25 protein-coding genes are annotated in these 25,428 nt (G+C 70.4%); 17 read left to right on the forward strand and 8 right to left on the reverse strand.

Going from position 1 to position 25,428, the window contains the following annotated elements:
* Positions 1–25: 25 nt before the first annotated feature.
* Positions 26–1,012: an oxidoreductase gene (locus CLV49_RS13640; protein WP_106564025.1), complete on the reverse strand. Its 987-nt coding sequence runs from the start codon at positions 1,010–1,012 to the stop codon at positions 26–28.
* Between the two features lie 149 nt (positions 1,013–1,161).
* On the opposite strand from CLV49_RS13640, the gene CLV49_RS13645 reads away from it, so the two are divergent.
* From CLV49_RS13645 to CLV49_RS13660, 4 genes are all read left to right on the forward strand, one after another.
* A complete protein-coding gene (locus tag CLV49_RS13645; protein WP_158261982.1) occupies positions 1,162–3,549 on the forward strand; it encodes a M1 family metallopeptidase in 2,388 nt (795 codons plus the stop codon).
* 33 nt (positions 3,550–3,582) lie between these two features.
* Positions 3,583–4,620: a lactonase family protein gene (locus tag CLV49_RS13650; RefSeq protein ID WP_106564027.1), complete on the forward strand. Its 1,038-nt coding sequence runs from the start codon at positions 3,583–3,585 to the stop codon at positions 4,618–4,620.
* Positions 4,621–4,748: 128 nt separating this feature from the next.
* Positions 4,749–5,954: a DUF445 domain-containing protein gene (locus tag CLV49_RS13655; protein WP_106565112.1), complete on the forward strand. Its 1,206-nt coding sequence runs from the start codon at positions 4,749–4,751 to the stop codon at positions 5,952–5,954.
* A gap of 44 nt (positions 5,955–5,998) precedes the next feature.
* Positions 5,999–7,126 carry a hypothetical protein gene (locus CLV49_RS13660; protein ID WP_106564028.1) on the forward strand — a complete coding sequence of 376 codons (1,128 nt, stop codon included), beginning with the start codon at positions 5,999–6,001 and terminating at the stop codon, positions 7,124–7,126.
* Positions 7,127–7,150: 24 nt separating this feature from the next.
* Here the strand turns inward: CLV49_RS13660 and CLV49_RS13665 are convergent, their stop codons facing one another.
* Together CLV49_RS13665 and CLV49_RS13670 are read right to left on the reverse strand one after the other, a co-directional pair.
* Entirely contained in the window at positions 7,151–7,423 is a 273-nt protein-coding gene (locus tag CLV49_RS13665) for a DUF1905 domain-containing protein (RefSeq protein WP_106564029.1), read from the reverse strand.
* Positions 7,424–7,490: 67 nt separating this feature from the next.
* Positions 7,491–8,384 carry an alpha/beta fold hydrolase gene (locus CLV49_RS13670; protein WP_106564030.1) on the reverse strand — a complete coding sequence of 298 codons (894 nt, stop codon included), beginning with the start codon at positions 8,382–8,384 and terminating at the stop codon, positions 7,491–7,493.
* Between the two features lie 89 nt (positions 8,385–8,473).
* On the opposite strand from CLV49_RS13670, the gene CLV49_RS13675 reads away from it, so the two are divergent.
* From CLV49_RS13675 to CLV49_RS13685, 3 genes are read left to right on the forward strand one after another with little or no spacing between them, the layout of a single operon-like run.
* On the forward strand, positions 8,474–8,947 hold the full coding sequence (locus CLV49_RS13675) for a MarR family winged helix-turn-helix transcriptional regulator (RefSeq protein ID WP_106564031.1): 474 nt from the start codon (positions 8,474–8,476) through the stop codon (positions 8,945–8,947).
* A gap of 49 nt (positions 8,948–8,996) precedes the next feature.
* The gene (locus tag CLV49_RS13680; protein WP_106564032.1) at positions 8,997–10,463 is read left to right on the forward strand and encodes an SDR family oxidoreductase; all 1,467 of its coding nucleotides are present in this window, start codon (positions 8,997–8,999) and stop codon (positions 10,461–10,463) included.
* Positions 10,457–10,669 (forward strand): putative acetyltransferase, encoded by a 213-nt coding sequence (locus CLV49_RS13685; RefSeq protein WP_106564033.1) that lies wholly within the window; start codon positions 10,457–10,459, stop codon positions 10,667–10,669. The genes CLV49_RS13680 and CLV49_RS13685 overlap by 7 nt, the downstream gene beginning before the upstream one ends.
* Positions 10,670–10,685: 16 nt before the next feature.
* On the opposite strand, the gene CLV49_RS13690 is transcribed toward CLV49_RS13685, so the two are convergent.
* Together CLV49_RS13690 and hisD are read right to left on the reverse strand one after the other, a co-directional pair.
* A complete protein-coding gene (locus CLV49_RS13690; RefSeq protein ID WP_106564034.1) occupies positions 10,686–11,555 on the reverse strand; it encodes a nitrilase-related carbon-nitrogen hydrolase in 870 nt (289 codons plus the stop codon).
* Between the two features lie 22 nt (positions 11,556–11,577).
* Positions 11,578–12,897, reverse strand: a complete 1,320-nt coding sequence (hisD, locus tag CLV49_RS13695) for a histidinol dehydrogenase (protein ID WP_106564035.1) — start codon at positions 12,895–12,897, stop codon at positions 11,578–11,580.
* 71 nt (positions 12,898–12,968) lie between these two features.
* Here hisD and CLV49_RS13700 point away from each other — a divergent pair, with 71 nt between their 5' ends.
* Together CLV49_RS13700 and CLV49_RS13705 are read left to right on the forward strand one after the other, a co-directional pair.
* Positions 12,969–13,883, forward strand: coding sequence for a LysR family transcriptional regulator (locus tag CLV49_RS13700; RefSeq protein ID WP_106564036.1), 915 nt, complete (start codon positions 12,969–12,971; stop codon positions 13,881–13,883).
* A 120-nt stretch (positions 13,884–14,003) separates the two neighbouring features.
* A complete protein-coding gene (locus CLV49_RS13705; protein WP_106564037.1) occupies positions 14,004–15,470 on the forward strand; it encodes a purine-cytosine permease family protein in 1,467 nt (488 codons plus the stop codon).
* On the opposite strand, the gene CLV49_RS13710 is transcribed toward CLV49_RS13705, so the two are convergent.
* Positions 15,467–16,081, reverse strand: coding sequence for a TetR family transcriptional regulator (locus tag CLV49_RS13710; protein ID WP_208019777.1), 615 nt, complete (start codon positions 16,079–16,081; stop codon positions 15,467–15,469). The genes CLV49_RS13705 and CLV49_RS13710 overlap by 4 nt on opposite strands.
* 67 nt (positions 16,082–16,148) lie before the next feature.
* Between CLV49_RS13710 and CLV49_RS13715 the strand changes: the two genes are divergently transcribed.
* Genes CLV49_RS13715 through CLV49_RS13735 form a run of 5 tightly spaced genes read left to right on the forward strand, consistent with a single transcriptional unit; the run spans position 16,149 to position 20,274 of the window.
* The gene (locus tag CLV49_RS13715; protein WP_243696565.1) at positions 16,149–16,787 is read left to right on the forward strand and encodes a biotin transporter BioY; all 639 of its coding nucleotides are present in this window, start codon (positions 16,149–16,151) and stop codon (positions 16,785–16,787) included.
* Entirely contained in the window at positions 16,784–17,875 is a 1,092-nt protein-coding gene (locus CLV49_RS13720; protein ID WP_243696564.1) for a class I adenylate-forming enzyme family protein, read from the forward strand. Before CLV49_RS13715 ends, CLV49_RS13720 begins: the two co-directional genes overlap by 4 nt.
* Positions 17,865–18,989, forward strand: coding sequence for a thiolase family protein (locus CLV49_RS13725; protein ID WP_243696563.1), 1,125 nt, complete (start codon positions 17,865–17,867; stop codon positions 18,987–18,989). Before CLV49_RS13720 ends, CLV49_RS13725 begins: the two co-directional genes overlap by 11 nt.
* Positions 18,986–19,669 carry an energy-coupling factor ABC transporter ATP-binding protein gene (locus CLV49_RS13730; protein WP_106564040.1) on the forward strand — a complete coding sequence of 228 codons (684 nt, stop codon included), beginning with the start codon at positions 18,986–18,988 and terminating at the stop codon, positions 19,667–19,669. Before CLV49_RS13725 ends, CLV49_RS13730 begins: the two co-directional genes overlap by 4 nt.
* A complete protein-coding gene (locus tag CLV49_RS13735; RefSeq protein WP_106564041.1) occupies positions 19,663–20,274 on the forward strand; it encodes a CbiQ family ECF transporter T component in 612 nt (203 codons plus the stop codon). The genes CLV49_RS13730 and CLV49_RS13735 overlap by 7 nt, the downstream gene beginning before the upstream one ends.
* Positions 20,275–20,283: 9 nt before the next feature.
* Here the strand turns inward: CLV49_RS13735 and CLV49_RS13740 are convergent, their stop codons facing one another.
* Positions 20,284–21,048 (reverse strand): SDR family NAD(P)-dependent oxidoreductase, encoded by a 765-nt coding sequence (locus tag CLV49_RS13740; RefSeq protein WP_106564042.1) that lies wholly within the window; start codon positions 21,046–21,048, stop codon positions 20,284–20,286.
* A 107-nt stretch (positions 21,049–21,155) separates the two neighbouring features.
* On the opposite strand from CLV49_RS13740, the gene CLV49_RS13745 reads away from it, so the two are divergent.
* Positions 21,156–21,875: an SDR family oxidoreductase gene (locus tag CLV49_RS13745; RefSeq protein WP_106564043.1), complete on the forward strand. Its 720-nt coding sequence runs from the start codon at positions 21,156–21,158 to the stop codon at positions 21,873–21,875.
* 15 nt (positions 21,876–21,890) lie between these two features.
* Here CLV49_RS13745 and CLV49_RS13750 read toward each other — a convergent pair whose 3' ends face one another.
* Entirely contained in the window at positions 21,891–22,919 is a 1,029-nt protein-coding gene (locus CLV49_RS13750; RefSeq protein ID WP_106564044.1) for a LacI family DNA-binding transcriptional regulator, read from the reverse strand.
* Positions 22,920–23,092: 173 nt separating this feature from the next.
* Here CLV49_RS13750 and CLV49_RS13755 point away from each other — a divergent pair, with 173 nt between their 5' ends.
* Together CLV49_RS13755 and CLV49_RS13760 are read left to right on the forward strand one after the other, a co-directional pair.
* Positions 23,093–24,475: an extracellular solute-binding protein gene (locus CLV49_RS13755; protein ID WP_106564045.1), complete on the forward strand. Its 1,383-nt coding sequence runs from the start codon at positions 23,093–23,095 to the stop codon at positions 24,473–24,475.
* Complete coding sequence (locus CLV49_RS13760) at positions 24,475–25,428, forward strand: carbohydrate ABC transporter permease (protein WP_106564046.1); 954 nt, start codon at positions 24,475–24,477, stop codon at positions 25,426–25,428. The genes CLV49_RS13755 and CLV49_RS13760 overlap by 1 nt, the downstream gene beginning before the upstream one ends.

The following is a 25,428-nucleotide window of genomic DNA, read 5'->3' on the forward strand; positions in this document are numbered from 1 at the left end:
GTCGGCGGCTATTCCGACGCGACGCTCAGGCGTTGCCGAACGGGTCGAGTCCCGTGGCCGTGACGGACAGATCCCACAACCGATCGGCCGCATCGGTGTCGATCGCCCACTCCTTCACTCCGCCCGTGTTGGTGTCGGCATGGTCGGCGGGCACGACACCCTTGAGGGAGGAGTCCTCGGCGTAGACGCCGCCCCGCGTGCTCAGCTCGGGGGCGGTGGCCGCCCACAGCCCCGTCGCCGCGCCCTGCTCCGGCGTCTTGAAGAGCGGGTTCGGTGTGCCGTCGGCGTCGACCCAGCCGCGCTGCACGAGTTCCTCACGGGGCATGTGGCGCTGCAGATCGGTCATGATGCCGCCCGGGTGCACCGAGTAGGCGTGGATGCCCCGGCCGGCCGCGCGCGCATCGAGGCCCACGGCGAAGAGCGCGTTCGCCGTCTTCGCCTGGCCGTAGGAGACCCACGGGTCGTAGGGCTCCGACTCGAAGTTGATGTCGTCGAAGCGGACGGGGGAGCGGTAGTGCCCCACCGACGAGTAGGACACGACTCGCGCGCCCTCTGAGAGGAGCGGCGCGACACCGCCGATGAGGGCGAAGTGGCCGAGATGGTTGGTGCCGAACTGCGACTCCCACCCCTGGCGCGTTCGGCCTTCGGGGGTCGCCATGATGCCCGCCACGTTGATCACGAGATCGATCGAGGCTTCGGCGTCGCGGACTCCGGCCGTGAACGTGGTGACGGAGTCGAGGTCGCCGAGGTCCATCGCCGCGACCTCCACCCCGGTGACGCCGTCGAGCGCGGTGCGGGCGACGTCGACGCGGCGGGCCGGCACGATCACGCGGACGCCGGCGCCGCTGAGCGCTTTCACCGTCTCGAGACCGAGCCCCGAGTATCCGCCGGTCACAATCGCGGTCTTGCCGTGCAGGTCGTGTCCGGCGATGACCTCCGCCGCCGTCGAGCGGTACCCGAAGGCGGTGGTGAGGGGCTGCTGCCGGGCGATCATGTCCGATGTCGAGGTCATACGACGACGCTACGCCTCCGACATCGACCCGCGTGACGTTTCGCCTCCTGATCGAAATCTCACGGAAACGCCCGCCCCGTAGTGTCGGGCCGACCGGGCGGTTCGCCGCGCGGATCAGGATCCTTCTCACCGTCGCACGAAGGGGCGCCATGCCGCCGATCAGTTCCGCCGTCCGTTCCTCCCGCCCGCGTCTCTCCCGCTGCGCTGCGGGGGTCCTCGCCCTGAGCATCGTGGGAGCCGGAGCGTTCGTCGCTGCGCCCGCTCACGCCGCAGAACCGGGAGGACAGACCACGGGGGATTCGCTCTTCCCGAACGTCGGCAACACCGGATACGACGTGCAGCACTACGACATCGCCGTCGACTACGACCACGACACCGGGTCCATCGACGCGACCACCGAGATCACGGCCACGGCCTCCGTGGAACTGTCGTCCTTCAGCCTCGATCTCGAGGGGCTCACCGTCGATTCGGTGCTCGTGAATGGCGCCCCAGCCGGTTTCACGCGGATCATCGACGCGGACACGACCACCTACAAGCTCGTCATCACCCCCGCGACACCCGTGACCGGAGAGTTCACCACGACCGTCGAGTACTCGGGCGTGCCCACCGAGCACATCGACCCCGACGGAAGCTCCGAGGGCTGGGTCGCCACCCCCGACGGCGCGACCGCCGTGAGCGAACCCGTCGGCGCGATGACGTGGTTCCCGAACAACAACACCCCGCTCGACAAGGCCACGTTCGACATCGACCTCACCATCCCCACCACGATCGGCGGCGGCACCGCCGCGGCGGTCAGCAACGGCGAACTCGTCGGACGGGTCGACGACGCGGTCGCGGGGACGACCACCTGGTCGTGGGAGCAGACCGAGCAGATGACCACCTACCTCTCCCTCGTCTCCATCGGCCGCTACGACATCTACGAGTCGACGGTCACGCTCCCGAGCGGGCGGACGATCCCCGAGTGGAGCTTCATCGACTCGGACCTGAGCACCCAGCGCAAGACCACCTCCCTCGCCTCGCGCGATCAGATCGAGACGGTTCTCGGCTACCTCGAGACCGCCTACGGACCGTACCCCGGCAACAGCACGGGCATCGTCGTGGACAACGTGGGGGTCGGCTACGCCCTGGAGACGCAGGACCGGTCGTTCTTCGACCGATCGGCCAGCCGTGGAACGCTCATCCACGAACTCGTGCACCAGTGGTTCGGCGACGCCGTGACCCTCTCCGACTGGAGCGACATCTGGCTCAACGAGGGACCGGCGGAGCACATCACCTCGGCCGCGACCGCGGCCCTCTACGGCGGCGACGACACCGAGGCCGTCTGGTACTCGGAGTGGGAGGGCGTGCCCGACACGGACTCCGCATGGACGGTACCCGTGGCCGGTTTCGACGACCCCGCTGACCTGTTCGGTTTCCAGTCCTACTCGCGCTCCGGCATGGCGCTGGAGGCGCTGCGCCTCTCGATCGGCGACGAGGCTTTCCAGGAGATCTTCCGCGAGTGGTACGAGCGGCTCAACGGCAGCGACGGCTCCACCGCCGACTTCATCGCTCTCGCTGAGGAGATCTCGGGCGCGGACCTCGACGCGTTCTTCCAGGACTGGCTGTTCGACACCAACAAGCCGGCGTGGCCGAACGTGTGGGGCCTCGACCTCGCGTCGAGCGCCCCGACAGACGCTCCGCTGTCGCGCGGCGACACCGTCGACTACACGCTGACGGCCGCGAACACGGGCCTCGGCGGCCTCACGGGAGCGACGGTCGTCGCCGACCTCTCCGAGGTGCTGCCGTGGGCGAGCATCGACCCGGCGAGCCTGCCGGCCGGGCTCGCGATCGACGGCGACACCCTGACGTGGGCGGTCCCGGACGTGGCCGCGGGCGACGGGCCGGCCACCGTGTCGTTCACGGTGACCGTGTCCGACGAGGCGTCGACCGGTCCGCTGACCCTGTCGGTCGCACCCGAGGGGCTCGGAGCGACGTGCGGCACGTGCGAGATCTCGACCCCGATCGAGGCCTACGCGATCGACCCGGTGGGCGTCGCGACGATCGGCGGCACGCCGGCGGTCGGCGAGACGCTCACCGCCGATCCGGGAGAGTGGGCCGAGGGCACGACGTTCGCCTTCCAGTGGTTCCGGGTCGCCGAGGAGGACCTCGCGGCTTCCCCGGAGGATGACACGGCGCGTCTCGCCATCGCCGCCGTCGATGAGGCGGACCTGGTCGCCATCGACGGGGCGACCGGCGCGACGTACGAGGTGCGGTCGGGCGACGTCGGCTATGCCTTCGTGGTCGCCGTCACCGGAACGCTGCCGGGCTACGTGTCGCCGGCGCCGTCCGTCAGCGAGCCGACGGCCGTCGTGCTCGCGCCCCAGGCGGTTCCCTCCCCGACGGATCCGCCGACCGACACTCCGACCGACGATCCCGACGGGCTCGCCGTGACCGGCACGGACGGCGCGCCGCTCCTGACGGCGGCTCTGCTGCTCTTCGTGGTCGGCGCCGCGTCGACGATCTGGGCGGTGCGACGCCGCCGCGACGCGGAGGTCTGAGCGGTCGACGCCGGTGGTGTCTACGATCGAGGGATGACCGATTCCCTCGTCCTCGTGGCCAACGCCGGCGACGACAGCATCAGCACCTTCCGTCTCGTCGGCGACTCGTTGGAGCGTCTCGCGGTGACCGGTGACCTCGCCGGAACCTCGACGTTCGTCGTCGACACCGAGCGGGACCTCGTCTACGCGGGGGTGAAGGAGGGCGGCGGGCACGCCTCGGCGGGCATCGTGACCCTGCGTCTCGACCGGGCGAGCGGCGCTCTCTCGGCCATCGCGCGGCACGACCTCCCCGACGGCAGCCTGAGCTACCTCGCGCTGGCGCGCGGCGGTACGGTGCTGCTCGGTGTCTCGTACGGAGGCGGCTACGGCTTCAGCGCCCTCGTCGAGGACGGGGTGGTGGGGGAGCCCGTGTCCCGCTTCGAGTACCCCAACCTCCACGCCGTGCTGCCGAGCAACGACGGACGCTTCGTCTACGCGGTCTCGCTCGGCGCCGATCTGATTGCGCAGTACGCGCTCGGAGATGACGCCGCGCTCACTCCTCTCGACCCGCCCACCGTCGACGCCCCGGCCGGAAGCGGTCCGCGCCACCTCGTGCTGAACGCGGCAGGCGACGCGGTCTACGTGCTCACCGAGTTCACCGCGCAGGTGCTGCACTATGCGCGCGATGTGGAGACGGGCGTGCTCGAGCTCCGGGAGGGCGCCGACGTCTTCGACCCCTCAGAGGGACTGTCCGTGAGTCGCTTCGGCGCCGACCCGCGTGACGAGCACCTCATCTGGGGCGCCGACCTGCACCTGGCCGACGGCGGACGCCGCATCTGGGCGTCCGAGCGCACCGTGAGCACGTTGAGCTCGGTCGCCGTCGCGACGGACGGCTCGGTCACGGCGTCGGGGTCGTTCGTTCCGACCGAACCGCAGCCCCGCGGCTTCGCGGTGAGCCCGGACGGACGCCACGTGGTCGTCGCGGGTGAGCTCTCGACGACCGTGTCGCTCTACGCCGCCGACGGAGATCAGCTGCGACTTCTGCAGCAGGTCGAGACCGGTCGCAAGGCGAACTGGGTGCGCTTCGTCTGACGCGTTTCGTCTGACCGATCTGGCCGGACCGCGCCCGAAGGCGTGCGTGCGAGGATGACCGAGTGCCACACACCTCGACCGACCTGCTGAGCCCCGCCGACCAGGAGCGCCGCCGGGGGCTGCGAGTGATGAAGGGGGTCGCTCTCGGCGCGCTGCTCCTCATGGCGGTGCTGTTCGTGGTCGCGTTCACGCTGCAGGAGCGGTACCCCGCGCTCGGCTACGTGCGTGCGTTCGCCGAGGGCGGCATGGTCGGCGCCCTCGCCGACTGGTTCGCGGTGACCGCGCTGTTCCGGCACCCGCTCGGCATCCCGATCCCGCACACCGCGATCATCCCGAACCGGAAGGACGAGATCGGCCGCAACCTCGGCGAGTTCGTGGAGACCCAGTTCCTGCAGGGGGACGTCGTGCGGACCAAGCTCGAGAGCGCCGGGGTCGCCGGTCGGATCGGGGAGTGGCTGAGCGTCCCCAAGCACGCCGAGAGGGTCGGCGCCGAGGGAGCGCTCCTGGCGGCGAGCGTCCTGCGCGCCCTGAGCGACGACGACGTGAACGACGTCATCGAAGACCTCGCGCGCCGGCACCTGATCGCGCCGGAGTCGGGTCCACCGCTGGGTCGCTCGCTCGGCACCGTCGTGGAGTCCGGTGCCCATCACGGCGCCGTCGACCTCGCCTTCGACAGCATCGGCGCCTGGCTCGACGCCAACCACGCCGCGTTCACGGGCCTGCTGTCGCGGCGACTCCCGTCCTGGGTGCCCTCGATCGCCTCCCGCCTGGTCGACGACACCGCCTACAACGAGGCCGTGAAGTTCGTCGCCGCAGCCCAGGCCGACCCGCAGCATCCGGCCCGCCTCGCGATCGACGGGTACCTGAGCCGACTGGCCGACGACCTGCAGCACGACCCGGCGACGATGGCCCGGCTGGACGGCGCCAAGGAACGGTTGTTCGACAGCCCCCGGGTGCGCGGGCTCGCCTCCGACGCCTGGAACACCGCCAAGGCCGGGCTGCTCGACTCGCTCGCCGACCCGCAGAGCGGCCTGCGGCGGCGGGCCGTGCAGGTGCTCACCGACATCGGCGGGCGGCTCAGCACGGATGACGCGCTGCAGCGCCGCGTCGACGGCCGGGTCGTCGACGCCGCCGTCTTCCTCGTCGACCGGTACCGGCACGACATCGCGTCTATCATCACCGACACGGTCGAGCGCTGGGACGCGGAGGAGACCACCGAGAAGATCGAGCTCATGGTGGGGCGCGACCTGCAGTACATCCGACTGAACGGCACGGTGGTCGGGGCACTCGCCGGGCTGCTGATCTTCACGATCGCGCACGCCGTTCTGGGCTGAACCGCAGACCCCAGCGCCATGCATGCCGAAGAGGAGATCCGCAGATGATGTCTCGCTACCCGAACCGATTCGAGACGTACCGCCTCGAGCCGATCGGCGAGCCGGCGTACCTCGACCTCGACGACGCGCGTGGGCGTTACGAGAGAGGTGCGGGATTGAGCGTGGTCGAGGACACCGATCCGCCCGGGTGGTACCTCGAGGTCTCGCCGCGGGGGCATCGCTTCACGGTCACCTTCTACACGTCGACGAAGACGCCGCTGCGGGTGGTCACGTGGGAGAGGGACGAGGACGAGCTGCGGTGCCGGCGCATCCTCGATATCTACTACCCGGACGGCGACCCCGGACACCGCGTTCCCTACGTCCAGCTGACGACCGTCACCCAGCAGATCTTCTCCGACGGGGTGGTCGTCATCACTCTCTCGTCATCGTCCGCGCCTGACGAGCTCCGCGAGGTGACGAACGCCCCGCTGACGCTCTTCCGCACCGACGTGCCGGCCTTCGGGGAGTGGGCGCCGCTGTTGCTGTCCGCCGTCACCGACACGCGCCGGCGATTCGGCCCCGACGCGTTCGCGACCGCCGCATCGGACCTGCAGGACGTGGTCCCCTTCGGGCTCCCGAGTACCGATCGGGAGGCCCTGGTCGCGGGTTCCCGGGGGATGTCGATCCTCACCGCACTGGCCGACCCGGCCGGACGGGCCGCACGGACGTGGGCGGACATCGGTTCGCCGGTGGTCGACCGGGGTGCGTCTGCGATCTTCCCCTTAGCGTCGGCCCAGGCTGAGGCGCGGGGAGCGATGGAGCGGCTGCACGCGGTCCGCGATCGGCTGCAGATGGACGCCATCCACTTTTACGGCGGCGACCACTTCCACGCCGAGACCGACCTCCGAGGGGAGGACGGGTACGCGCGGAACATCGCACGGTCCGGGATCGAGACGGTCGGCCCGGTGTACGCGTGGCGGGTCGGCGGTCACGCCGCCGTCCTCGTCCACGGACGCGATTCAGCTGAAGGCACGGAGACGCTCGCGCTCCATGTCGTTCCCGCCGACTGGGTCTGGGAGCCCCCGGGTGCCGGGAACACCAAGCGCGGGCAATCCCGTCGGCGCCGCGCGGCGGCAGAACGCGATGCCGCCGACGCGAGCTGGACCTGGCCGGAACGACGCGACCACGCCTGAGCGGCTGTCGGTGACCTCGTGTCGTCAGCGCGCGGTGATCGTCACGTCGACAGGATCGCCGATGTCCTTGTTCAGGGCCTTCCGCACCTTCGCGCTGAGAGACACCATGTGGCCGCCGGTGCCCGTCACCATCGCGCCGACGTTCTCGAGCATGACGTCGTCGACGCGCGCGTCCACCCGCACCGTCTTGCCGGTTCCGAAGAATGCTCGCGAGTCGGGGATCTCGACGCAGCTCCAGGTGTCGCCCTTGACCTCGACGCCGATGGTGGCCTGAAATGACAACTGTTCCGCACCCATACGATCAGCGTACGTGGACGGGTCGAGGTCGTCAGGCCGAGGTCCTCGGAGCGTTGGAATGGCAGCTTCATCCTGCCGTCGCGTCGACCGGTCCGACGAAATCGAGGATCACGCTCGCGAGCTCGTCGGGTGCCTCCTGCGCCACCAGATGGCCGACGTTCTCGATCCTCCTGCTCAGCGGCTCCCCGGCACTGACCTGGCTGAGGCTGTTCGCCGTGAACGGGAAGTTCGGGCCGTCGACGGCGAGCACCGGCATCCGAAGCGGCCTCGACTCGGCGAGTGCCTTCGTCCGTCCGGCGTCGGTGAAGAGGGAACGGTACAGTCCTGAGCTGCCGTGCCAGGCATCTGGGCCTGTATATGCAGCGACGAATTCATCCAGATCCGCTGGCGTCACGCGCCCGGACGTCGCGCCCATCGCCGTGTACGCCCATTCCACCAGGTCGCGTTCGTGACCGCCGATCATCAGCTGCGGAATGCCAGGGGTGCCGAGGAAGCCGAGGTGCCAGGAGCCGCCGTTGTTGACGTCGGCGAGCCTCTCGAGACCGAACCCGGCGAAGGTCGTCTCGACACCGATGAAGCTCCGGACCGCGTCGGGATGCGTCGCTGCGAAGGTGAAAGCCAGTCCGCCGCTGATGTCCTGGGCGAGCAGGTGGACCGGCCCGACGTCGAGGTGGTCGGTGAGCGCGCGGAGGTCCTCGACGAACGCCTGCTCTCTGTAGTCGTGTCGCGCGTCGTGGCTCGAGTCTCCGAAGCCCCGCAGGTCGACCGCGTATACGCGATGCGTCCGGGCGAGAAGGGGGATCACACGACGGAAGGCCCACCAGGTCTCCGGCCAGCCGTGGATGAGCAGAATCGGAGATCCGACGCTCCCGGCCGAGACGTAATGGAGGTCGACTCCGTCGACATCGAGGCGGTGATGGGTCACTCCGGGCAGCGTGGCGGCGGGTGACTGTGCAGGCATGGGAACATCCTTCGGTGATTGACAACGTGGTTGCCTTTCAAGATAGGCAACCAGGATGTCAAAGTCAACGAGGATCATATGATGGGCTCATGACACGTGCCGGAGCCGACCTCGCGCTGCTTCTGCTCGCCGGGTTCCGGACCTTCGCCGACCGCGGCTCGGAGGCGCTCGCTCGACGTGGTTTCGACGACGTCCGTCCCGCGCACGACTTCGCCCTGCGCGCGATCGCCGCCGGCGCGGACACCCCCTCCGAGCTCGCCCGTCGGCTCACGGTCACGCGCCAGGCGGCCGCGAAGACCATCGCCGTGCTGGAAGAACGGCGATACATCGAACGACGTCCGGACCCGAGGGACGGACGCCGCCTTCGACTGACCATCACCACGAGGGGGGATGAACTCATGGAGGCAGGGGATGCCGTCTTCGCCGAACTCCGGGCGGACTGGGAGACCCAGGTCGGGAGTGAGCGCATCGCTGAGGCCGAGGACGCGTTGAGAGTCCTCGTCGGAGACGGCGTGATCTCGGTGGACTCGACGGACTGGTCGACCAGGGACCTCGATTCCTGACGGCGTCTCGCCACATCCGGGCGCTCCGCATCCCGGCGTAGAATCTCGTGTGCCCTCCGACCTCCCCGACCCCAGCGGTATCTCCCCGGACGACCTCGCCGTCACGTTGCGGGTCCTCGAGCAGCTGCCGGAGATCGACGAGTCGCACCCGGACTTCGTCGCGGTGCGGCAGGCGACGGCGAAGATGTTCAAGGCCGTGAAGCGCGCACACCGGCTCGAGAAGCGGGCGGTGATCGCCGAGGCGGATCGTCAGGTGATCGCCGCGACGGCGACGGGCGCGGCCGACCGCATCGACGACGAGACCCGCGGCATCCCGATCGGCGCCTCGACGACGGCCCCCACCGCCGGCACGCTGTTGAAGTCGCGTCCCTGTTACATGTGCAAGCAGCACTACACGGTGGTCGACGCGTTCTACCACCAGCTGTGCCCGGCGTGCGCGGCGATGAGCCACGCCAAGCGCGACGCCCGCACCGACCTCACCGGGAAGCGCGCGCTCCTCACTGGGGGCCGCGCGAAGATCGGCATGTACATCGCGCTGCGGCTGCTGCGCGACGGTGCCCACACCACCATCACCACGCGCTTCCCGCGCGACGCGGTGCGGCGGTTCACGAGCCTGCCCGACTCGGCCGACTGGATCGGCCGGCTCAAGGTCGTGGGCATCGACCTGCGCGACCCCGCCCAGGTGATCGGCCTCGCTGAGGACGTGGCCGCGGCCGGCCCCCTCGACATCCTCATCAACAACGCCACGCAGACCGTTCGCCGTTCGCCCGGCGCGTACCAGCCGCTCGTCGACGCCGAGCTCGCCCCGCTCCCCGACGGACCGTTGCCCGAGCTCGTCACCTTCGGCCACACGAACGACGAGCACCCGCAGGCGCTCGCGAGGTCCGTGACGGCGCACCCCATCCTCGCGGCAGCCGCCGCTCGCGCCGACGAGCTCACGGAGCAGGCGATGGCCGCCGGGTCGAGCTCCATCGAACGCCACGCAGCCGGTACGGCGATCGATGCCGGCGGCCTCCTGCCCGACCTCCACGACGTCAACTCGTGGACGCAGCATGTGAACGAGGTCGACCCGCTCGAGATGCTCGAGGTGCAGCTCGCGAACACGACGGCGCCGTTCATCCTCATCTCCAAGCTCCGGCCGTCGATGGCGGCGAGCGAGGCGCGACGCACCTACGTGGTGAACGTGAGCGCGATGGAGGGCGTCTTCGGCCGCGCGTACAAGGGGCCGGGGCACCCGCACACGAACATGGCGAAGGCCGCCGTCAACATGCTCACGCGCACGAGCGCGCAGGAGATGTTCGAAACGGACGGCATCCTCATGACGAGCGTCGACACCGGCTGGATCACCGACGAGCGCCCGCACCCCACGAAGATCCGGCTCGCGGAGGAGGGCTTCCACGCGCCGCTCGACCTCGTCGATGGCGCCGCCCGCGTCTACGACCCTGTCGTGCGCGGCGAGGCGGGCGAGGACGTCTTCGGCGTCTTCCTCAAGGACTACAAGCCGAGCGCATGGTGATCATCCCGACGCCGGGAACCCGCGTCGTCGTGCGCTACCTGCTGCCGAGCGGTCAGGCGACGGACGCTCTCGGCGTGCTCGTGAGTGCTGACGAGACGACGCTCGTCGTCGACGGGAAGCGCGGCCTCGAGACCATCGCCGTGGACACGGTGATCGCCGCGAAGCCGGTGCCGCCGCCGCCCGCGCCGCGACCACGTCGGTTCTGAGCTCGCGCCGGAGGAGTCAGTCGGCCGTCGGAGTGTCGGCGGGTTCCTGCAGTGCGCTGTAGAGAGCGGGCCGACGATCCGACAGCACGTCGTTGTAGGGACCGATGCGCGTGCGGGTGGGGGAGATCGAGAGGGTCGCGTCGACGCGGCCCCGGTCGTCCTTCGATCCGGCGGGCCAGCCGTCGCTCGGGATCACCGAGGTGCCCTCCGTCCACACGTGGCCGCGTTCCTCTCCCGAGCGGTCGCAGCACACGATCGCGACCGCGGAAGCGCGTGCCGCCGCCATGGCCTGCACGACCTCGGGTGCCCGCTCGCCGTCCGGCCGCGGGACGAGCGGCCAGTTCGTCGGGACGGCGATGATCTCGGCGCCGGAGACGGCGAGCCCGCGGGGCATCTCGGGGAACTCCAGGTCGTAGCAGATCACGGTACCGAGGCGCCCGACGGGCGTCTCCACCACGCGGGGCGGCTCGTCGCCGGGGGTGAAGATCTCGGCCTCCGCGTCCCACAGGTGCGTCTTCCGATAAACGGCGAGGAGGCCCGTCGCGGCGAGCATGGCTGCACTGTTGAAGATCCGGTCTCCGTCCGACTCGGAGAAGCCGACGACGACCACCGACCCGGCGGGGAGCAGCGCCGCCCAGCGCTCGAAGACCGCATCGTCGGCGTCGATCGACACTCGACGGGCCTCGTCGCGATCCTCGAGGTAGTAACCGCTCGTCGCGAGCTCGGGCAGCACGAGCAGCTCGATCCCGTCGTCGACCGCCGAGCGGATCGCCGCATCGATGAGGCCGACGTTGTGGGCGAGGTCGCCCACGCGCGGCGCGAGCTCGTGAGCGCGGACGCGGACGTCGCGCCCGTCCTGCGGGGCGATCGTGCCGGAGTCGGTCATGGCCAGAGCTTATCCGCGAGTCCTACTGAACCCAGGTGTCGAGGCGCATGGTGGCGGTGGCGCTGTGCGCCGCCATCCCCTCGGAGTCGGAGATGACCTGCACGGCCGGGGCGAGCGACGGTGTCGCTTCGCGCGAGATGCGCTGGTACGTGAGCGGCTTGAGGAAGCGGGACACGGACAGGCCGGCACTGTGCTTCGCTCCGCCGGCGGTCGGCAGCACGTGGTTCGTGCCGGCCATTCCCTTGTCGGAGTAGGCGACGGTGCTCCACGGGCCGATGAAGATCGAGCCGTAGTTGCGGAGCTCGCGGTGGTAGAACTCGTCGTCGGCGGTCTGGATCTCGAGGTGCTCCGGGGCGAGGTCGTCCATGAGGGTGACCGCCGTGGCCTTATCGGCCGCGACGGTGATCGAGCCGTAGTCGCGCCAGGCCGGCCCGGCGATGGGCTCCGTGGCGAGCGTCTCGAGCTGGCGGTCGACGGCGGCGGCGACCGCCCGGCCGAACGCGTCGGAGGTCGTGACGAGGGCGGCGGGGGAGTTGGGGCCATGCTCGGCCTGGCCGAGAAGGTCGGCCGCCACGATCTCGGGATCGGCGGTCTCGTCGGCGATCACGGCCACCTCGGACGGGCCCGCGAGCAGGTCGATCGCGGCGACGCCGAAGAGCTGCCGCTTCGCCTCGGCGACGTAGGCGTTGCCGGCTCCGACGAGCATGTCGACGGGGAGCTCGCCGAGCAGACCGAACGCCATCGCGGCGAGCGCCTGCACCCCGCCGAGCACGAACACGCGATCGACGCCGGACAGGTGTGCGGCGTAGACGACGGCGTCGTTCGCGCCGCCGCCGGGCTGCGGGGGAGTGCACGCGATCACGGTGGGCACGCCCGCGGCCTTCGCGACGCCGACGGTCATGAAGGCGCTGGCCGTGAGCGGGAAGCGGCCGGCGGGGAGGTACGCGCCGACCCGCCCGACGGGGATGTAGCGCGCCCCGGTGACAAGCCCGGGGACGAGCTCGACCTCGAAGTCGTTCAGGTGCGCGCGCTGCTCGGCGGCGAATGCGAGAGTGCGCTCGGAGCCGAGCTCGATGGCCTCGCGCAGGGCCGGGTCGAGGCGGTCGCCGCTCGACGCGATCTCCGCGGCGGTGAGCTCGAATCGGCCGCCGTCCGAACCGTCGAGGGTGCGAGCGTACTCGGCCACGGCATCCATTCCGCGGGTCTCGATAGCGCGCAGCATCGTCGACACCGTCTCGATGACCGCGGGATCGCGTTGCGCGGCCGGAGCGGTGACGCCCGGCTCCTTGAGGTGGTGAAAGGAGCCGTCGAGGGATGCGAGAACGGAGGGCGTGAAGATCATGGGGCGAGCCTACGGAGGACACTCGTGGGCGACAAGGCCGATGCTTCCGATCGCAACCATAGGATGAGGCTATGACGATCACGCAGCTCCGGGCGTTCCTCCTCGCCGCGACGCTCGGCACGTTCACCGCAGCAGCGACGGCGCTCGGCACCACTCAGCCGACCGTCTCGGAGCTCGTGCGCAAGCTCGAACTCGAGGCGGGGCTCGACCTCTTCGTGAGGACGGGCCGTCGGCTCGTGCTCACCGCCGCCGGCCGAGAGCTGCTCGCTTGGGCGCAACGCGTCGTCGACGGCGTGGACGGGGCGGCCCAATCGCTCGGCGCGCTCAAGGGCCTCACCGGCGGCGTCGCGTCGTTCGGCGTTCTGCGGAACGCGTCCTACTACTTCCTCTCGGACCTGGCCGAGCGGTTCCACCACGAGCACCCGGGTGTGCGACTCCGCCTCGTCGGCCAGAACTCGTTCGAGGTCGCCGAGGGTGTGCGATCCGGCGAGCTCGAGGCCGGTCTCGCCATGCTCCCCATCCCGGACGAGGGGTTGGCGGTGACCCCGCTGCTCCGCGACGAGGTCCTCTGGGTGAGCGCCGACCCGGCACGGACATCGGAGCCGATGCAGATCGAGGCGATCCCGGCGGCCCCGCTCATCCTCTACGACGCCCACTACGGGTCCCACGACCCCACGAGGCGCCAGCTGGCCGACCGCGCCCAACTGCAGGGGGTGCGCCTCGATCCGCTCATCGAGGTGGAGAACGTGGACGCGGCGCTCGCGCTCGTCGCCCGCGGCATCGGGGACACCCTGGTCTCGCGGTCGATCGTGTCGAGCGACGCGTTCCCGGACGGGCTCCACGTGGCGCCGTTCGCCGAACCGCTCTTCGACACGATGGCGCTCCTCGTCCGGGAGAACGCCGCTCTCTCGCCCGTCACCGCCGAACTGGTGCGGATGGCGACGGCGATGGTGCTCGTTCCGCGGGAGGGTGTCGAGCTCATCTGAGCGGCGTCCGTCGGGTGGTATCGGCGAAGGCTATGGCAAGCAATGGAAAACATAGTCTTGTGCGATATGGACGGGCCGCAATAACGTCGGGCAACCGACCTGTCGCTCCCGAGGAGAACAATGAACCCGACCCCGACGGCCACCTCCGAGCCGGGAATCACCCCGACGGAGACCATCGAAACGCGCTCGATCAACTGGGTCCCACTCGACGAGCGCAGCGGCAAGCCGTGGTCGCTCTTCCCCCTGTGGTTCATGTCGAACGCCAACGTCACGACGCTCGCGACGGGTATGCTCGGCGCCGCCCTCGGGGCGTCGCTCCTCACCTCGCTCCTCGCGATCGTGCTCGGTGTCGCCGTCGGAACGATCTTCACCGCGTTCCACTCGGCGCAAGGCCCCCAGCTCGGCCTGCCGCAGATGATCCAGTCGCGCGCCCAGTTCGGTTACCGCGGCGTCATCCTCATCTGCGCGATCGTCGTCTTCAGCCTCGTCGGCTTCAACATGTTCAACCAGATGCTCGCCGCCGACGTCCTCACGATGACGACCGGCCTCGACGCGAATCCACTCTGGTACGTCCTCGTCTCGGGACTCGCCGTTCTCCTCGCGATCTTCGGCTACCACTGGATCCACAAGACGCAGAAGTGGCTCACGCTGCTCTTCCTCGTGACGTTCGGCGTGTTCACCGTCGCCGCGCTGGTCGTGGTACCTCTCGACCCGTCGCAGTTCACGTTCGAGGGCTTCACGTGGGTCGCGTTCCTGGTGCAGTTCGGCGGCGCGGCGGCCTACGCCCTCGGCTGGGCTCCCTACGTCTCCGACTACTCGCGCTATCTGCCGCCGCAGACGAGCCCGGCACGGGCGCTCTGGTACACATACGGCGGCGTCTTCGTCGGCGCCGTGTGGCTCATGGCACTCGGCGCCCTCGTGGCCGCGGCCTTCTCCGGCGCCTCCCCGCTCGAGGGCGTGCGTGACGCCGCCGACCTGATCCTCCCGGGTGCCGGCCTCTGGCTGCTCGTCGCCGCGCTCCCCGGCCTGATCAGCGTCATCACGATCAACATCTATGCGGCATCGCTCGAGCTCATCACGATCCTCGATTCGATCAAGGCCGTGCGCCCCACCCGGGCACTGCGCGTGGTCGGCTGCCTCGTGATCGCCACGGCCGCCGTGATCGGCTCGCTCGTGAGCACAGGCGAGTTCCTCGCCAACTTCGGCAGCTTCCTCGTGATCCTGCTCTACGTGCTCGTACCGTGGACCTCCGTGAACCTCGTGGACTACTACCTCGTTCGTCGCGGCCGCTACGCGGTGAAGGAGATCTTCAACCCGTCAGGCGTGTACGGCGCGTGGGGTTGGCGCGGGCTCGTGGCCTACGGGATCGGCATCGTCGCGATGATCCCCTTCGTCGTGACCGTGTGGTTCACCGGGCCGGTCGCCACCGCTCTCGGCGGTGCGGACATCGCCCTGTTCGTCGGCCTCATCGTGTCGGGTGTCGCCTACGTGATCCTCGGGCGCGGAATCGACGTCGCCGCGGAGGAGCGGGCTGCCGCGGCCGACCGCGAGTCGTCCGGCGAGCACGCCGTGCGCTTCGGACGTTAGCTCCGGTCGATCGCCTGCTGGGAGCTGAACAGCAGTCCGTTCACGAGCAGATCGATCCCGAAGGAGAACTCGGTCGTCGGTGTCGAGGCATCCGCCTCGATGCCGTCGGCCGGCTCCGGGCGCGCGCCGAGGCTGTCGTACTGCATCCGCTGCTGCTCGTGGAAGACGTGGCCGAGCACGAAGTGCAGCATCGCGGTCGCAGCCTGATCGACGGTGCTGTCGTCGAAGTCGCCGCCCGCGATCGCCGAGGCGAGGCGGTCGTGGGCCACGGTGGAGCCGAGACCCATCGCGAGGGTGCTCGACACCACCTCGGCGCCGTCGCGGTAGGTCAGGAGGGCGTCGCGCAGGGCCGCGGCCTCCGTCGCGACCCGCGCCGTCCACTCCTCGTCGGTCCGATCGGGGGAGCGGCGCGACACGATCCGGTCGGACAGCTCGGCGAGCATGCTCTGCTTGTTGGGGAAGTGCCAGTAGAGGGCGCTCGGCTGCACGCCGAGCGCCGAGGCGAGGCGCCGCATCGTGAGGTCGGGGAGGCCGTGCTCGTCCAGGATGTGGAGAGCTGCCCGCACGACGTCGTCTCGCGAGTGACCTCGGCTGCGTGCGGGTGTCGTCATGTGCACCACTATAGTGAACGGTGTTCTAGTGAACACTGTTCAGGTACCTGCTCATGAGGAGATCTCCGTGACCGAAACCGCACTCGGATCGTCGACCACACCGTCCCGCTTCCGTACACCCGACGCGACGGATCTCGCCCGCGTCGCCGTGTTCGCGGCCATCGTCGTCGTGCTCGGCCTGCCGGGAGGCTTCACGGTGTTCGGCGGCGTTCCGATCACGGCTCAGACCCTCGGCGTCATGCTCGCCGGCGCCGTCCTGGGCCCGTGGCTCGGCGCGCTCTCGATGGGCGTCGTGCTCATCCTCACCGCGGCGGGCCTGCCGCTCCTGGCCGGAGGCCGCGGCGGCATCGGGGTGTTCCTCGGGCCCTCCGCCGGTTACGCGCTCGGCTTCGTGCTCGGGGCGATCGTGATCGGACTCATCGTGCACGCCGGCGGACGGAAGCCCGTGATCTGGAGGACCGCCATCGGCATGGTGGTGGGCGGCATCGTCGCGATCTACGCTCTCGGCATCCCCATCCAGAGCCTCGTGACGGGGCTGCCTCTCGGGGAGACCGCCCTGACGAGCCTGGTCTTCGTCCCGGGCGACCTCATCAAGGCCGCGATCGCGACCATCGTCGTCTCGACGCTCCTGCGCGCCTACCCGCGGGCGTTCCGCCGGGTCTGGGCGCCGAAGCGTGCCGAGAGCGACACCCTGCCTCTGCCGTGATCGTCCTCGTCCGCGACGACACGGAGGACCTGCTGGGCCGGCTCCGCGCGATCCGGGAGGCGGGAGACGTGCCGCTCGTGGACGACTCCCGCTGGTCGCCGGATCACCGCACCGCCATTGCCGCCCTGGCGACGGAGTCGGAGGTGCCGGGGGACGTCGCTTGGGCGTCCGTGACGTCGGGGAGCAGCGGACGTCCCCGCGTCGTGCTGCGCACCGCGGCGTCGTGGGAGGACTCGTTCGAGACCGTAGCCGAGTTGCTCGGCGCCGGGGCGGGCGGCCGTGTGGCGCTCCCCGCGCCACCGACGGCGTCGCTGACCCTGTTCTCCCTCGCCCACGCGTTGGGCGGTGGCCCGGCCCCGATCCTCGGAGCGGTCGCCGACTCGACCGCGACGAGCGTGCACGGCACCCCGCAGGCGTTGCGAGCCGTGCTCGACGCGGGCGTGCCGGATTCGTTGCGAGCAGCCCTCGTCGGCGGCTCGCACCTCGACCCCGGTCTACGGGATCGGGCCGAGGCGGCGGGGATCCGGGTGACCGCGTACTACGGCGCGGCCGAGCTGTCCTTCGTCGCGATCGACGCGGGCGACGGACTGACGGCGTTCCCCGGCGTGGAGCTCGACATCCGTGACGGCGTGCTCTGGGTGCGCTCACCGTTCGTCGCGACCGGGTATCTGGGCGCTCCCGGTCCGTTGCGCCAGGAGCACGGCTGGGCGACCGTGGGCGATCGGGCCGAGCTCGTCGACGGCCGACTGCGGCTCCTCGGGCGTGGGGACGACGCGATCCTGAGCGCGTCCGCCACGATCGTGCCGGAGGAGGTCGAGGCGGTCCTGCGCGGGATCCCCGGCGTCCGCGACGCCGTCGTGTTCGGGCTGCCCCGCGAGCCGGTGGGTGCGCTCGTGGCGGCGTTCCTCGAGCTCGACGGCGATGTGCCCGGCGACCTCCGCCGGCGTGTGGAGGCGCAGCTCGCGCCCGCGCACCGGCCGCGGCAGTGGTTCACTGGGGTGGTACCGCGTTCCGCGTCCGGAAAGCCGGCGCGCGCCGAAGCGGTACGCCGAGTGCTTGCAGGGGAGGTCCGCCGCGTTGCCATCTGATCGAGATCCCGTGATCGTCGCCGCGCGGCGCACGCCGATCGGCACCCGCGGACGCGCCCTCGCCGGGCTCGACGTCGGACGGCTGAGTGCGGCCGTCATCCGGGCGGCGCTCGGCGACGCCGAATCCGTCACCGGATCAGGGATCGATGTCGCCGACGTGCTGCTCGGGAACTGCATGGGGCCCGGCGGCAATCCGGCGCGGATCGCGGCGCTGGCCGCCGGGCTCGGCACCCACGTTCCGGGCGCCACCGTCGATCGGCAGTGCGGAAGCGGGCTCGCCGCCGTGCTCGACGCCGTCGCCGCGATCCGCGCCGGCGACGAGCGGATCCGCGTGGCGGGCGGAGTCGAGAGCGCCTCCACGGCGCCCGTGCGGAGCGTCGACGGCGTGCCGTACGAGCGCGCCCCGTTCGCTCCCGACGGGTTCCCCGACCCCGACATGACCAGGGCAGCGGAGGATCTCGCCGCCCACGACGGTATCGGCCGAGACCGGCAGGACGCGCACGCCGCACGCAGTCACGTGCGTGCCCGCGCCGCGCTCGAGGCCGGACGATTCGATGCCGAGCTCGTTCCCGTGGCGGGACTCCGGTCGGACGATGCGATCGGTGGTGCGGAGGGGCTGCTCCACCGCCTCCCGCCGCTGTTCCCGGGCGGCACGCTCACCGCGGGCACCTCGACGCGTATCGGGGACGGGGCCGCGGCTCTCGTCGTCGGCCCGGCCGGGACGGGACCGGGACTCGCCGTGCGTGCATCGGCCGTCGTCGGCTGCGATCCCGCCCTCCCCGGCATCGGCGCCGCTCCCGCGATCGAGGCGGCCCTGCGGTCGGCGGGTGTGACGACCACCGACGTGGCCGCGTTCGAGATCGTCGAAGCCTTCGCCGCACAGAGCCTCGCCGTGCTCGACCGGATCGGAGTCGACGACGACGACCCGCGCGTGTGCGCCGACGGCGGTGCCCTCGCGATCGGGCACCCGTGGGGCGCGAGCGGTGCGGTGGCCGTGGTGCGTCTGTTCAGTCGGCTCGTGCGAGCCGACGCTCCCGCGGGAACCCTCGGAGTCGCCGCCGCCTCGGTCGGCGGCGGCATGGGGATCGCCGCCGTCGTGGAGGTGGTGAGTTGACGATCCGGCTCGAATCCGTGAACGTGCGCCTCGGCGACGTCGACGTGCTGCGCGAGGTCTCCACGGACCTCGACGCCCGCACGGTGGCCGTCATCGGGGAGAACGGATCCGGGAAGTCCACCTTCGCGCGTCTCCTCGGAGGGCTCGTGAAGCGCACCTCCGGTTCCCTCAGCGTGCTCGGCCTGGACCCCGACCGGCGGGCGGCGGAGCTGCGGCGTCGCGTCGCCATCGTGTTCAGCAACCCCGACGCGCAGATCATCATGCCCACCGTGGCCGAGGACGTGGCCTTCTCCCTGCGCGGCGAGAAGCTCTCGCGCGCCGAACGCGCCGAGCGTGTGGACGCCGCCCTCGTCCGATTCGGGCTCTCCGAGCTCGCGGCGCGGTCGTCGCACGACCTCTCCGGGGGTCAGAAGCAGCTCCTCGCCCTGTGCGGGGCGTTCGTGCGGCGGCCCGAGCTCGTCATCGCGGACGAGCCGACCGCCTACCTGGATGCGCGGAACGCGCGCCGCATCGCCGACCACCTCTTCGAGGAATCCGGACACCGGCTGGTCCTCGTGACGCACGATCTCGGCCTCGCCGCGCGGTGCGACGCCGCCGTGCTCTTCGACGCTGGGCGGATCGCAGTGGTCGGCGAGCCCGCCGCCGTCATCGCCGAGTACGAGACGCTCTTGCGATGCTGACCCTCTACCGCCCCGGCACGGGGTGGCTCCACCGCATGCCGGCCGGCCCCAAAGCGGTGATGCTGCTCGCGCTCACGCTCGGCGTCTTCCTGCTTCCGCCGGTGTGGTGGTCGGCGGTCGTGGCCGCGGCTGTGGCCGTCGTCGCCTACGCCGTCGCCCAGCTGCGGGACGGAGCGCTCGGCATGCGCGACCTCGGCCGGCAGCTCTTCGGGTTGCGCTGGATCCTCGTCGTCATGCTCGCGAGTCAGCTGCTCTTCCTCGGACCCGAACCGGCCGTGGCGAATGCGACGCGGGTGACCTCAGGCCTCCTGCTCGCCGCGCTCCTCACCCTCACGACTCCGACGACGGCGTTGCTCGATGCCGTCGAACGGGGACTCGCCCCGCTCCGGCACCTCCGCATCGACCCGCAGCGCATCGCGCTGCTGCTGACGATCACGCTCGGCACCGTTCCCGTCCTCGCCCGGATCGCGAACGAGGTGCGCGCGGCCCAGAAGGCCCGCGGCGCCCGCGCGAACCTCCGCACGTTCGTCGTGCCGTTCCTCGTCATCTCGCTCAAGCACGCCGACGAGCTCGGCGAGGCTCTCGCGTCCCGCGGCGTCCGCTGAGTCGCCTCGTCAGCGCCCGTGCGCCCGGCTTGGGATCTGCGTCGCGAGCTTGCCTCCCGACACGTCGAGCAGCGTCCCGGTGATGTAGCCCGCCTGGTCGCTCGCGAGGAAGAGGAGCAGGTTCGCGACGTCGTCCGGCGTCTCCCAGCGGCGCAGCGAGAGGGTGTCGAGGAGCCGGTCCTGCGCGTCCTCCGGCATCTCGGCGAAGCCGTTCATCGCGGTGGGCACCATGCCGGGTGCGTAGGCGTTCACGGTGATGTCCCACGGGCCCAGCTCGGAGGCGAGGACGCGCGTGAACTGCACGACGGCGGCCTTCGATGCGGCGTAGGCGGCGCTGCCCACGCTCGGGACGATCGCGGCGAACGACGCTGCGTTGAGGATGCGCCCGCGCCCCGCCCTCTGCATCACGGGCGCGACGGCCCGGCTCATGAGGAAGACGCCGCCCACGTTGACGTCCATGCATTTCCGCCAGCCGTCCCACGTGAGATCGGCGACCGAGCCCTCGACGTTGATGCCGGCGTTGTTGACGAGCACATCGATCGTGCCGTGACGTTCCACGATCGTCTCGACGGCGTGCGCGACGGAGGCGGGCTCGGTCACATCGCACGCGATCGCGTCGATGTCCGCGCGGTCGCCCTCGGAGGGTTCGGGCGTGGTGAGGTCGAGGGAGACGACACGGGCGCCGTCATCGGCGAACCGCTCGGCGATCCGCCGGCCGATCCCGCGGCCCGCTCCGGTGACGACGACCACGCGGTCGGTCAGGTCGAGATGCATCGCTGGCTCCTCTGCTCCGGCCGCCGATCGTGGGCGACGACGTCTCCTGCGCATACTAGTCAGGAGCCGTCGGAGCGCAGTCGGCATGGACGGTCGAGGAGGACTGAATGGGCGAGCGCGTGCTGTGGATCACGGGTGGCGGAAGCGGCATGGGGGCGGCGTCGGCCCGCGCCGCCGCGGGCTCGGGCTGGACGGTCGTCGTGAGCGGACGGCGCGAGGCCGAGCTCGAGACAGTGGTCGCGGGGATCCGTGATGCGGGTGGACGGGCGACCGCGCTGCCTCTCGACGTGCGCGACGGTGGCGCCGTGCGGACCGCGGTCGACACGATCGTGGCGACGCGCGGGCGGCTCGACGGCGTCGTGCTGTCCGCCGGACTCAACGCGCCGAAGCGGCGATGGGACGACCAGAGCATGGACGACTTCCGGGCGATCGTCGACACGAACCTGACCGCGGCCGTGAGCGTCGTGGACGCGGCGCTGCCCGCGTTGCGGCGGGACGGGGGAGTCGCCGTCGCGATCTCGTCGTACGCCGGGTGGTCGTACCAGCCGCGCGCTGGCGTGGCCTACTCGGCGAGCAAGACGGCGCTCGGTTCCGTGGTCCGCGCCCTCAACGACCAGGAGGAGGCGCACGGCGTGCGGGCGTGCCACCTGTGCCCGGGCGACGTGGCCACGGATTTCCTCGACCAGCGGCCCGAGGTGCCGGATGCGGAGGCCCGCGCGGCGATGCTCACGCCGGCCGACATCGGCGAGGCGGTGCGCTTCGTGCTCGACTCGCCGCCCCACGTGCGGATCGACGAACTCGTCATCTCCCCCGTGCGCCGCGGCTGAACGGCCGCCGCCCCGCTAGGACCGGAGGGTCGCGAGGGACTCGCGTTCGATCAGGGGCATCGGCACGAGCTCGTGGCCGAGGGCGTGCTCGCCGAGGATCATGGACGCGCCGAGGGCGCCGATCTCCGAGTAGGGGAGTCGTGCCGTCGTCAGGCCCGGGCGCTGGAAGCCCGCGAGGATCTCGTCGTCGAAGGAGATGACGGATACGTCGTCAGGGATGCGTCGACCGAGCTCCCCGAGCACCTGGTAGGCGCCGAGGGCGACGCCGTCGTTCGCCGTGAGGATCGCCGTGACATCCGGGTGCCGCGCCATGAGCTGCTTCGTGGCCTCGTAGCCGGGCCCCGGCTCCCACTCGGGGATGTCGACGCGCGCAGGCTCGATCCCCGCCTCGGCGAAGGCCTCGGCGATCCCGGCGAATCGCAGCCCGATCGTGGCGCTGCGGCGCAGGTCGGAGACGGCTTCGGGAGGCAGATCGCCGACGAGGCCGATGTGCCGATGGCCGGCATCGACGAGCCGCTTCGCGACCGCATACCCGGCGGCGTGCTCGTCGGGGAGGACGCTGGGATGGTCGGACGACGACCGGCCGTTGAGCACCACGACGGGCACGTTCGTGGACGACCCCGGCAGGTCGATGAGGCGCGCACCCAGGAGGCCGATGAGGATGCCGTCCACCCGGTGATCGATCATCGTCTCGAAGGCCTTCGCGAGTTCGCCCTCTCCGCCCCCGGTCTCGCTGATGAGCACCGTGTGGTCGTGAGCCTTCGCGACCTCGAGTGCCCCTCCGATGAGGCCTGACGCGTGGCGGGTGAGTGTGACCTCGTCCGAGATGAAGCCGATCGTGCGCGTCGTCCCGCGGAAGAGGGTGCGTGCCGCGGGATTGGGGCGGTAGTCGAGCTCCACGGCTGCGGCGCGGACCCGTTCGACGGCATCGGCCGACAACCGTGATCCCGGCCGGTCGTTCATGATCATGCTGGCGGCCGACTTGGAGACCCCCGCGCGCTGCGCCACGTCGGCGAGCGTCGTGCGTCGGCTCTGCTTCGACATGTCGCCCCTCGATCGGTCTGCGTCGACGTTCTCAGAAAAAGTCTGCTGAACCTGTTCAGCATATCGGCTTCCGTGTGTTACCGTTCGTGTGCTGAACCCGTTCAGCACACTTTCATTCACGGGACAGCGGCGTTCTCCAACATCGCTCTCCTCGACACTTCAGGAGCAACGACGTGGTTGAACTGAATCGCCGGGCGGCCATCGCCCTGCTGGGCCTCGGGATCGCGGGCACCGCCTTCTCGTGGCCGCGTCTCACCGGAGGGGATATCCCCGGTCGGGGAGACGACGCCCTCACGGTGGCCCTCTTCGGCACGGCGCAGGACGCCGCCGCCCGGCAGTCCCTCGTGGACGGCTTCCAGAAGCTGCACCCCGACATCCCCGTGCGGATCATCGCCGTGCAGGGCCAGGACTGGGGCAACTTCTTCGCGAAGATCCTCACGATGGTGGCCGCGGGCACACCTCCGGACATCGTCTCGGTCGCGACCGAGGGCACGCAGCTGTTCGCCGAGCGGCTCGCCCACCCCATCGACGAGTACGTCCGTCGCGACGCCGCCGAACTGCAGGAGTACTTCGATGACGTGAACCCCTCGCTCATCGAGTCGTTCATGTACAAGGGGAGCCTCTTCCAGCTGCCCGACAACTTCAACGCGGCGAACGTCTTCTACAACGCGTCGGCCCTCGAGCGCGCGGGCCTCGAACGGCCACGCGACGACTGGTCGGTCGACGACTTCTTCACCGTCGCGCGCACGATGCAGACCAGCGCGCCCGGCTCCTTCCTGCCGTACTACTGGAACAACCGCCTGTGGGGCGGCGTCGTGCCGTGGCTGTACATCAACGACACGAGCTTCCTCACCGAGGAGAAGGCGTCGGGCGGCGACTGGCTGTGGTCGCAGTTCTACCCGAACGAGACCCCGCGCGGTGGCGGCTACCTGTGGCAGAACGCCGACGCGCTCAGCGAGCGCACCATCGAGAGCTTCGAGGTGCTGCAGAGCATGGTGGGCGAGGGCATCGCGGCCAACCCGGCGCAGGGCGGCGGCAACGAACTCGTCTCCCTCTTCTCCCGAGGGTCCGTCGGCATGACGGCGGCCGGCGGCTACTGGGTGAAGGGACTGAACGACGCGGGCATGGCGAACGACGAGTACGACGTCACCTTCTTCCCGAAGATGCGCGGCCAGCGCCACCAGTTCGGCGCTGGAGGCTACGCGATGATGCAGACCTCCGAGCGCAAGGACGAGGCGTGGGAGTGGATGAAGTACTGCATCTCCGTCGAGGGGATGTCGATCGCGCACCAGCAGCCCGACTCGTCCCTGCCGAGGCGTTCCCTCAACGCCGAGCTCTACGGCGCGGGCGTGGGACCGGCCCACTGGGAGGTCTTCTACGACACCCTCGACCGCTTCCCGGACACCGGCCCCATGCCGGCCCCGCCGCAACAGGCCGCCGTGGAGTCGGCACTCATCAAGAACGTCGTCTCGACCATCACGAACGGTCCGTCCGGCGTCCGCCGCGGGCTCGAGACGATGCAGCGGGACCTCGAGATCGCATTGAAGGGACGATGATGACCGTTCAGACCGCACTCCCCGCACCGACTACTCGCTCGGTCGTCGTCCCCGACGGCGCACCGACCCGCGGCCGCGCCCCCAGGGGCAACCGGCTGCTCGTCTGGGTGTTCCTCGCCCCCACCGTGATCGGGTTGGGACTGTTCAGCTTCGTGCCGATCATCGGGTCCTTCGTGCTCGCGTTCTTCCGCTGGGACATCATCTCGGCGCCCGAGTTCATCGGCGTGGGGAACTTCGTGGAGCTCGCCTCCAACCCCACCGTGCGGGTGTCCTTCCTCAACACGATCTCGTTCGTCGCGGTCGCGGTGACGCTGCAGCTGGGCGTGGCCCTCCTGCTCGCGATCCTCGTGCAGTCGCGGATGCCCGAGTGGTTGCGCACGTTCTTCCGCTCGGCGCTGTTCTTCCCGCTCGTGCTCTCGGCCGCATCGGTGTCGCTCGTGATGTCGTACCTGTTCAACCAGGAGTTCGGTCTCGTGAACCAGATCCTCGGAGTGTTCGGGATCGGCGACATCGGGTGGCTGACCACCGGCTTCGGAGCCAAGGTCGTGGTGCTGCTCGTGTACGTGTGGCAGAACTTCGGGTTCACCTTCCTCCTCTTCATCGGAGGGCTCGCCGCGATCCCGCGTGAGGTGTACGAGGCGTCGAGCCTCGACGGCGCCCACGGATGGTCGCAGTTCCGCCACGTGACACTGCCGCTCGTGAGTCCCACGATGCTCGTCGCCTCGGTCATGGCGATCATCGGTGCGCTGCAGATCTTCGATCAGCCCTACGTGCTCACCAGGGGAGGTCCGGGCGACGAGACCCGCACGGCCGTCATGGTCATCTACGAGTCGGCGTTCCAGCAGCTCGACTTCGGCCTCGCGTCGGCGATCGGCATCGTGCTGACCGTTCTGATCATCGTGGTCACCGCCATCCAGTTCCAGCTCAGCAAGCGTTTCGTCTTCTACGGGTGA

Source organism: Labedella gwakjiensis, assembly GCF_003014675.1.
Taxonomy (GTDB): domain Bacteria; phylum Actinomycetota; class Actinomycetes; order Actinomycetales; family Microbacteriaceae; genus Labedella; species Labedella gwakjiensis.

What these genes read in the sequence shown, in the direction of transcription:
- CLV49_RS13640 (WP_106564025.1), bottom strand. Translation starts at nt 1,012, where the DNA reads ATGACCTCGACATCGGACATGATCGCCCGGCAGCAGCCCCTCACCACC.
- CLV49_RS13645 (WP_158261982.1), top strand. Translation starts at nt 1,162, where the DNA reads ATGCCGCCGATCAGTTCCGCCGTCCGTTCCTCCCGCCCGCGTCTCTCC.
- CLV49_RS13650 (WP_106564027.1), top strand. Translation starts at nt 3,583, where the DNA reads ATGACCGATTCCCTCGTCCTCGTGGCCAACGCCGGCGACGACAGCATC.
- CLV49_RS13655 (WP_106565112.1), top strand. Translation starts at nt 4,749, where the DNA reads ATGAAGGGGGTCGCTCTCGGCGCGCTGCTCCTCATGGCGGTGCTGTTC.
- CLV49_RS13660 (WP_106564028.1), top strand. Translation starts at nt 5,999, where the DNA reads ATGATGTCTCGCTACCCGAACCGATTCGAGACGTACCGCCTCGAGCCG.
- CLV49_RS13665 (WP_106564029.1), bottom strand. Translation starts at nt 7,423, where the DNA reads ATGGGTGCGGAACAGTTGTCATTTCAGGCCACCATCGGCGTCGAGGTC.
- CLV49_RS13670 (WP_106564030.1), bottom strand. Translation starts at nt 8,384, where the DNA reads ATGCCTGCACAGTCACCCGCCGCCACGCTGCCCGGAGTGACCCATCAC.
- CLV49_RS13675 (WP_106564031.1), top strand. Translation starts at nt 8,474, where the DNA reads ATGACACGTGCCGGAGCCGACCTCGCGCTGCTTCTGCTCGCCGGGTTC.
- CLV49_RS13685 (WP_106564033.1), top strand. Translation starts at nt 10,457, where the DNA reads ATGGTGATCATCCCGACGCCGGGAACCCGCGTCGTCGTGCGCTACCTG.
- CLV49_RS13690 (WP_106564034.1), bottom strand. Translation starts at nt 11,555, where the DNA reads ATGACCGACTCCGGCACGATCGCCCCGCAGGACGGGCGCGACGTCCGC.
- hisD (WP_106564035.1), bottom strand. Translation starts at nt 12,897, where the DNA reads ATGATCTTCACGCCCTCCGTTCTCGCATCCCTCGACGGCTCCTTTCAC.
- CLV49_RS13700 (WP_106564036.1), top strand. Translation starts at nt 12,969, where the DNA reads ATGACGATCACGCAGCTCCGGGCGTTCCTCCTCGCCGCGACGCTCGGC.
- CLV49_RS13705 (WP_106564037.1), top strand. Translation starts at nt 14,004, where the DNA reads ATGAACCCGACCCCGACGGCCACCTCCGAGCCGGGAATCACCCCGACG.
- CLV49_RS13710 (WP_208019777.1), bottom strand. Translation starts at nt 16,081, where the DNA reads ATGACGACACCCGCACGCAGCCGAGGTCACTCGCGAGACGACGTCGTG.
- CLV49_RS13735 (WP_106564041.1), top strand. Translation starts at nt 19,663, where the DNA reads ATGCTGACCCTCTACCGCCCCGGCACGGGGTGGCTCCACCGCATGCCG.
- CLV49_RS13740 (WP_106564042.1), bottom strand. Translation starts at nt 21,048, where the DNA reads ATGCATCTCGACCTGACCGACCGCGTGGTCGTCGTCACCGGAGCGGGC.
- CLV49_RS13745 (WP_106564043.1), top strand. Translation starts at nt 21,156, where the DNA reads ATGGGCGAGCGCGTGCTGTGGATCACGGGTGGCGGAAGCGGCATGGGG.
- CLV49_RS13750 (WP_106564044.1), bottom strand. Translation starts at nt 22,919, where the DNA reads ATGTCGAAGCAGAGCCGACGCACGACGCTCGCCGACGTGGCGCAGCGC.
- CLV49_RS13760 (WP_106564046.1), top strand. Translation starts at nt 24,475, where the DNA reads ATGACCGTTCAGACCGCACTCCCCGCACCGACTACTCGCTCGGTCGTC.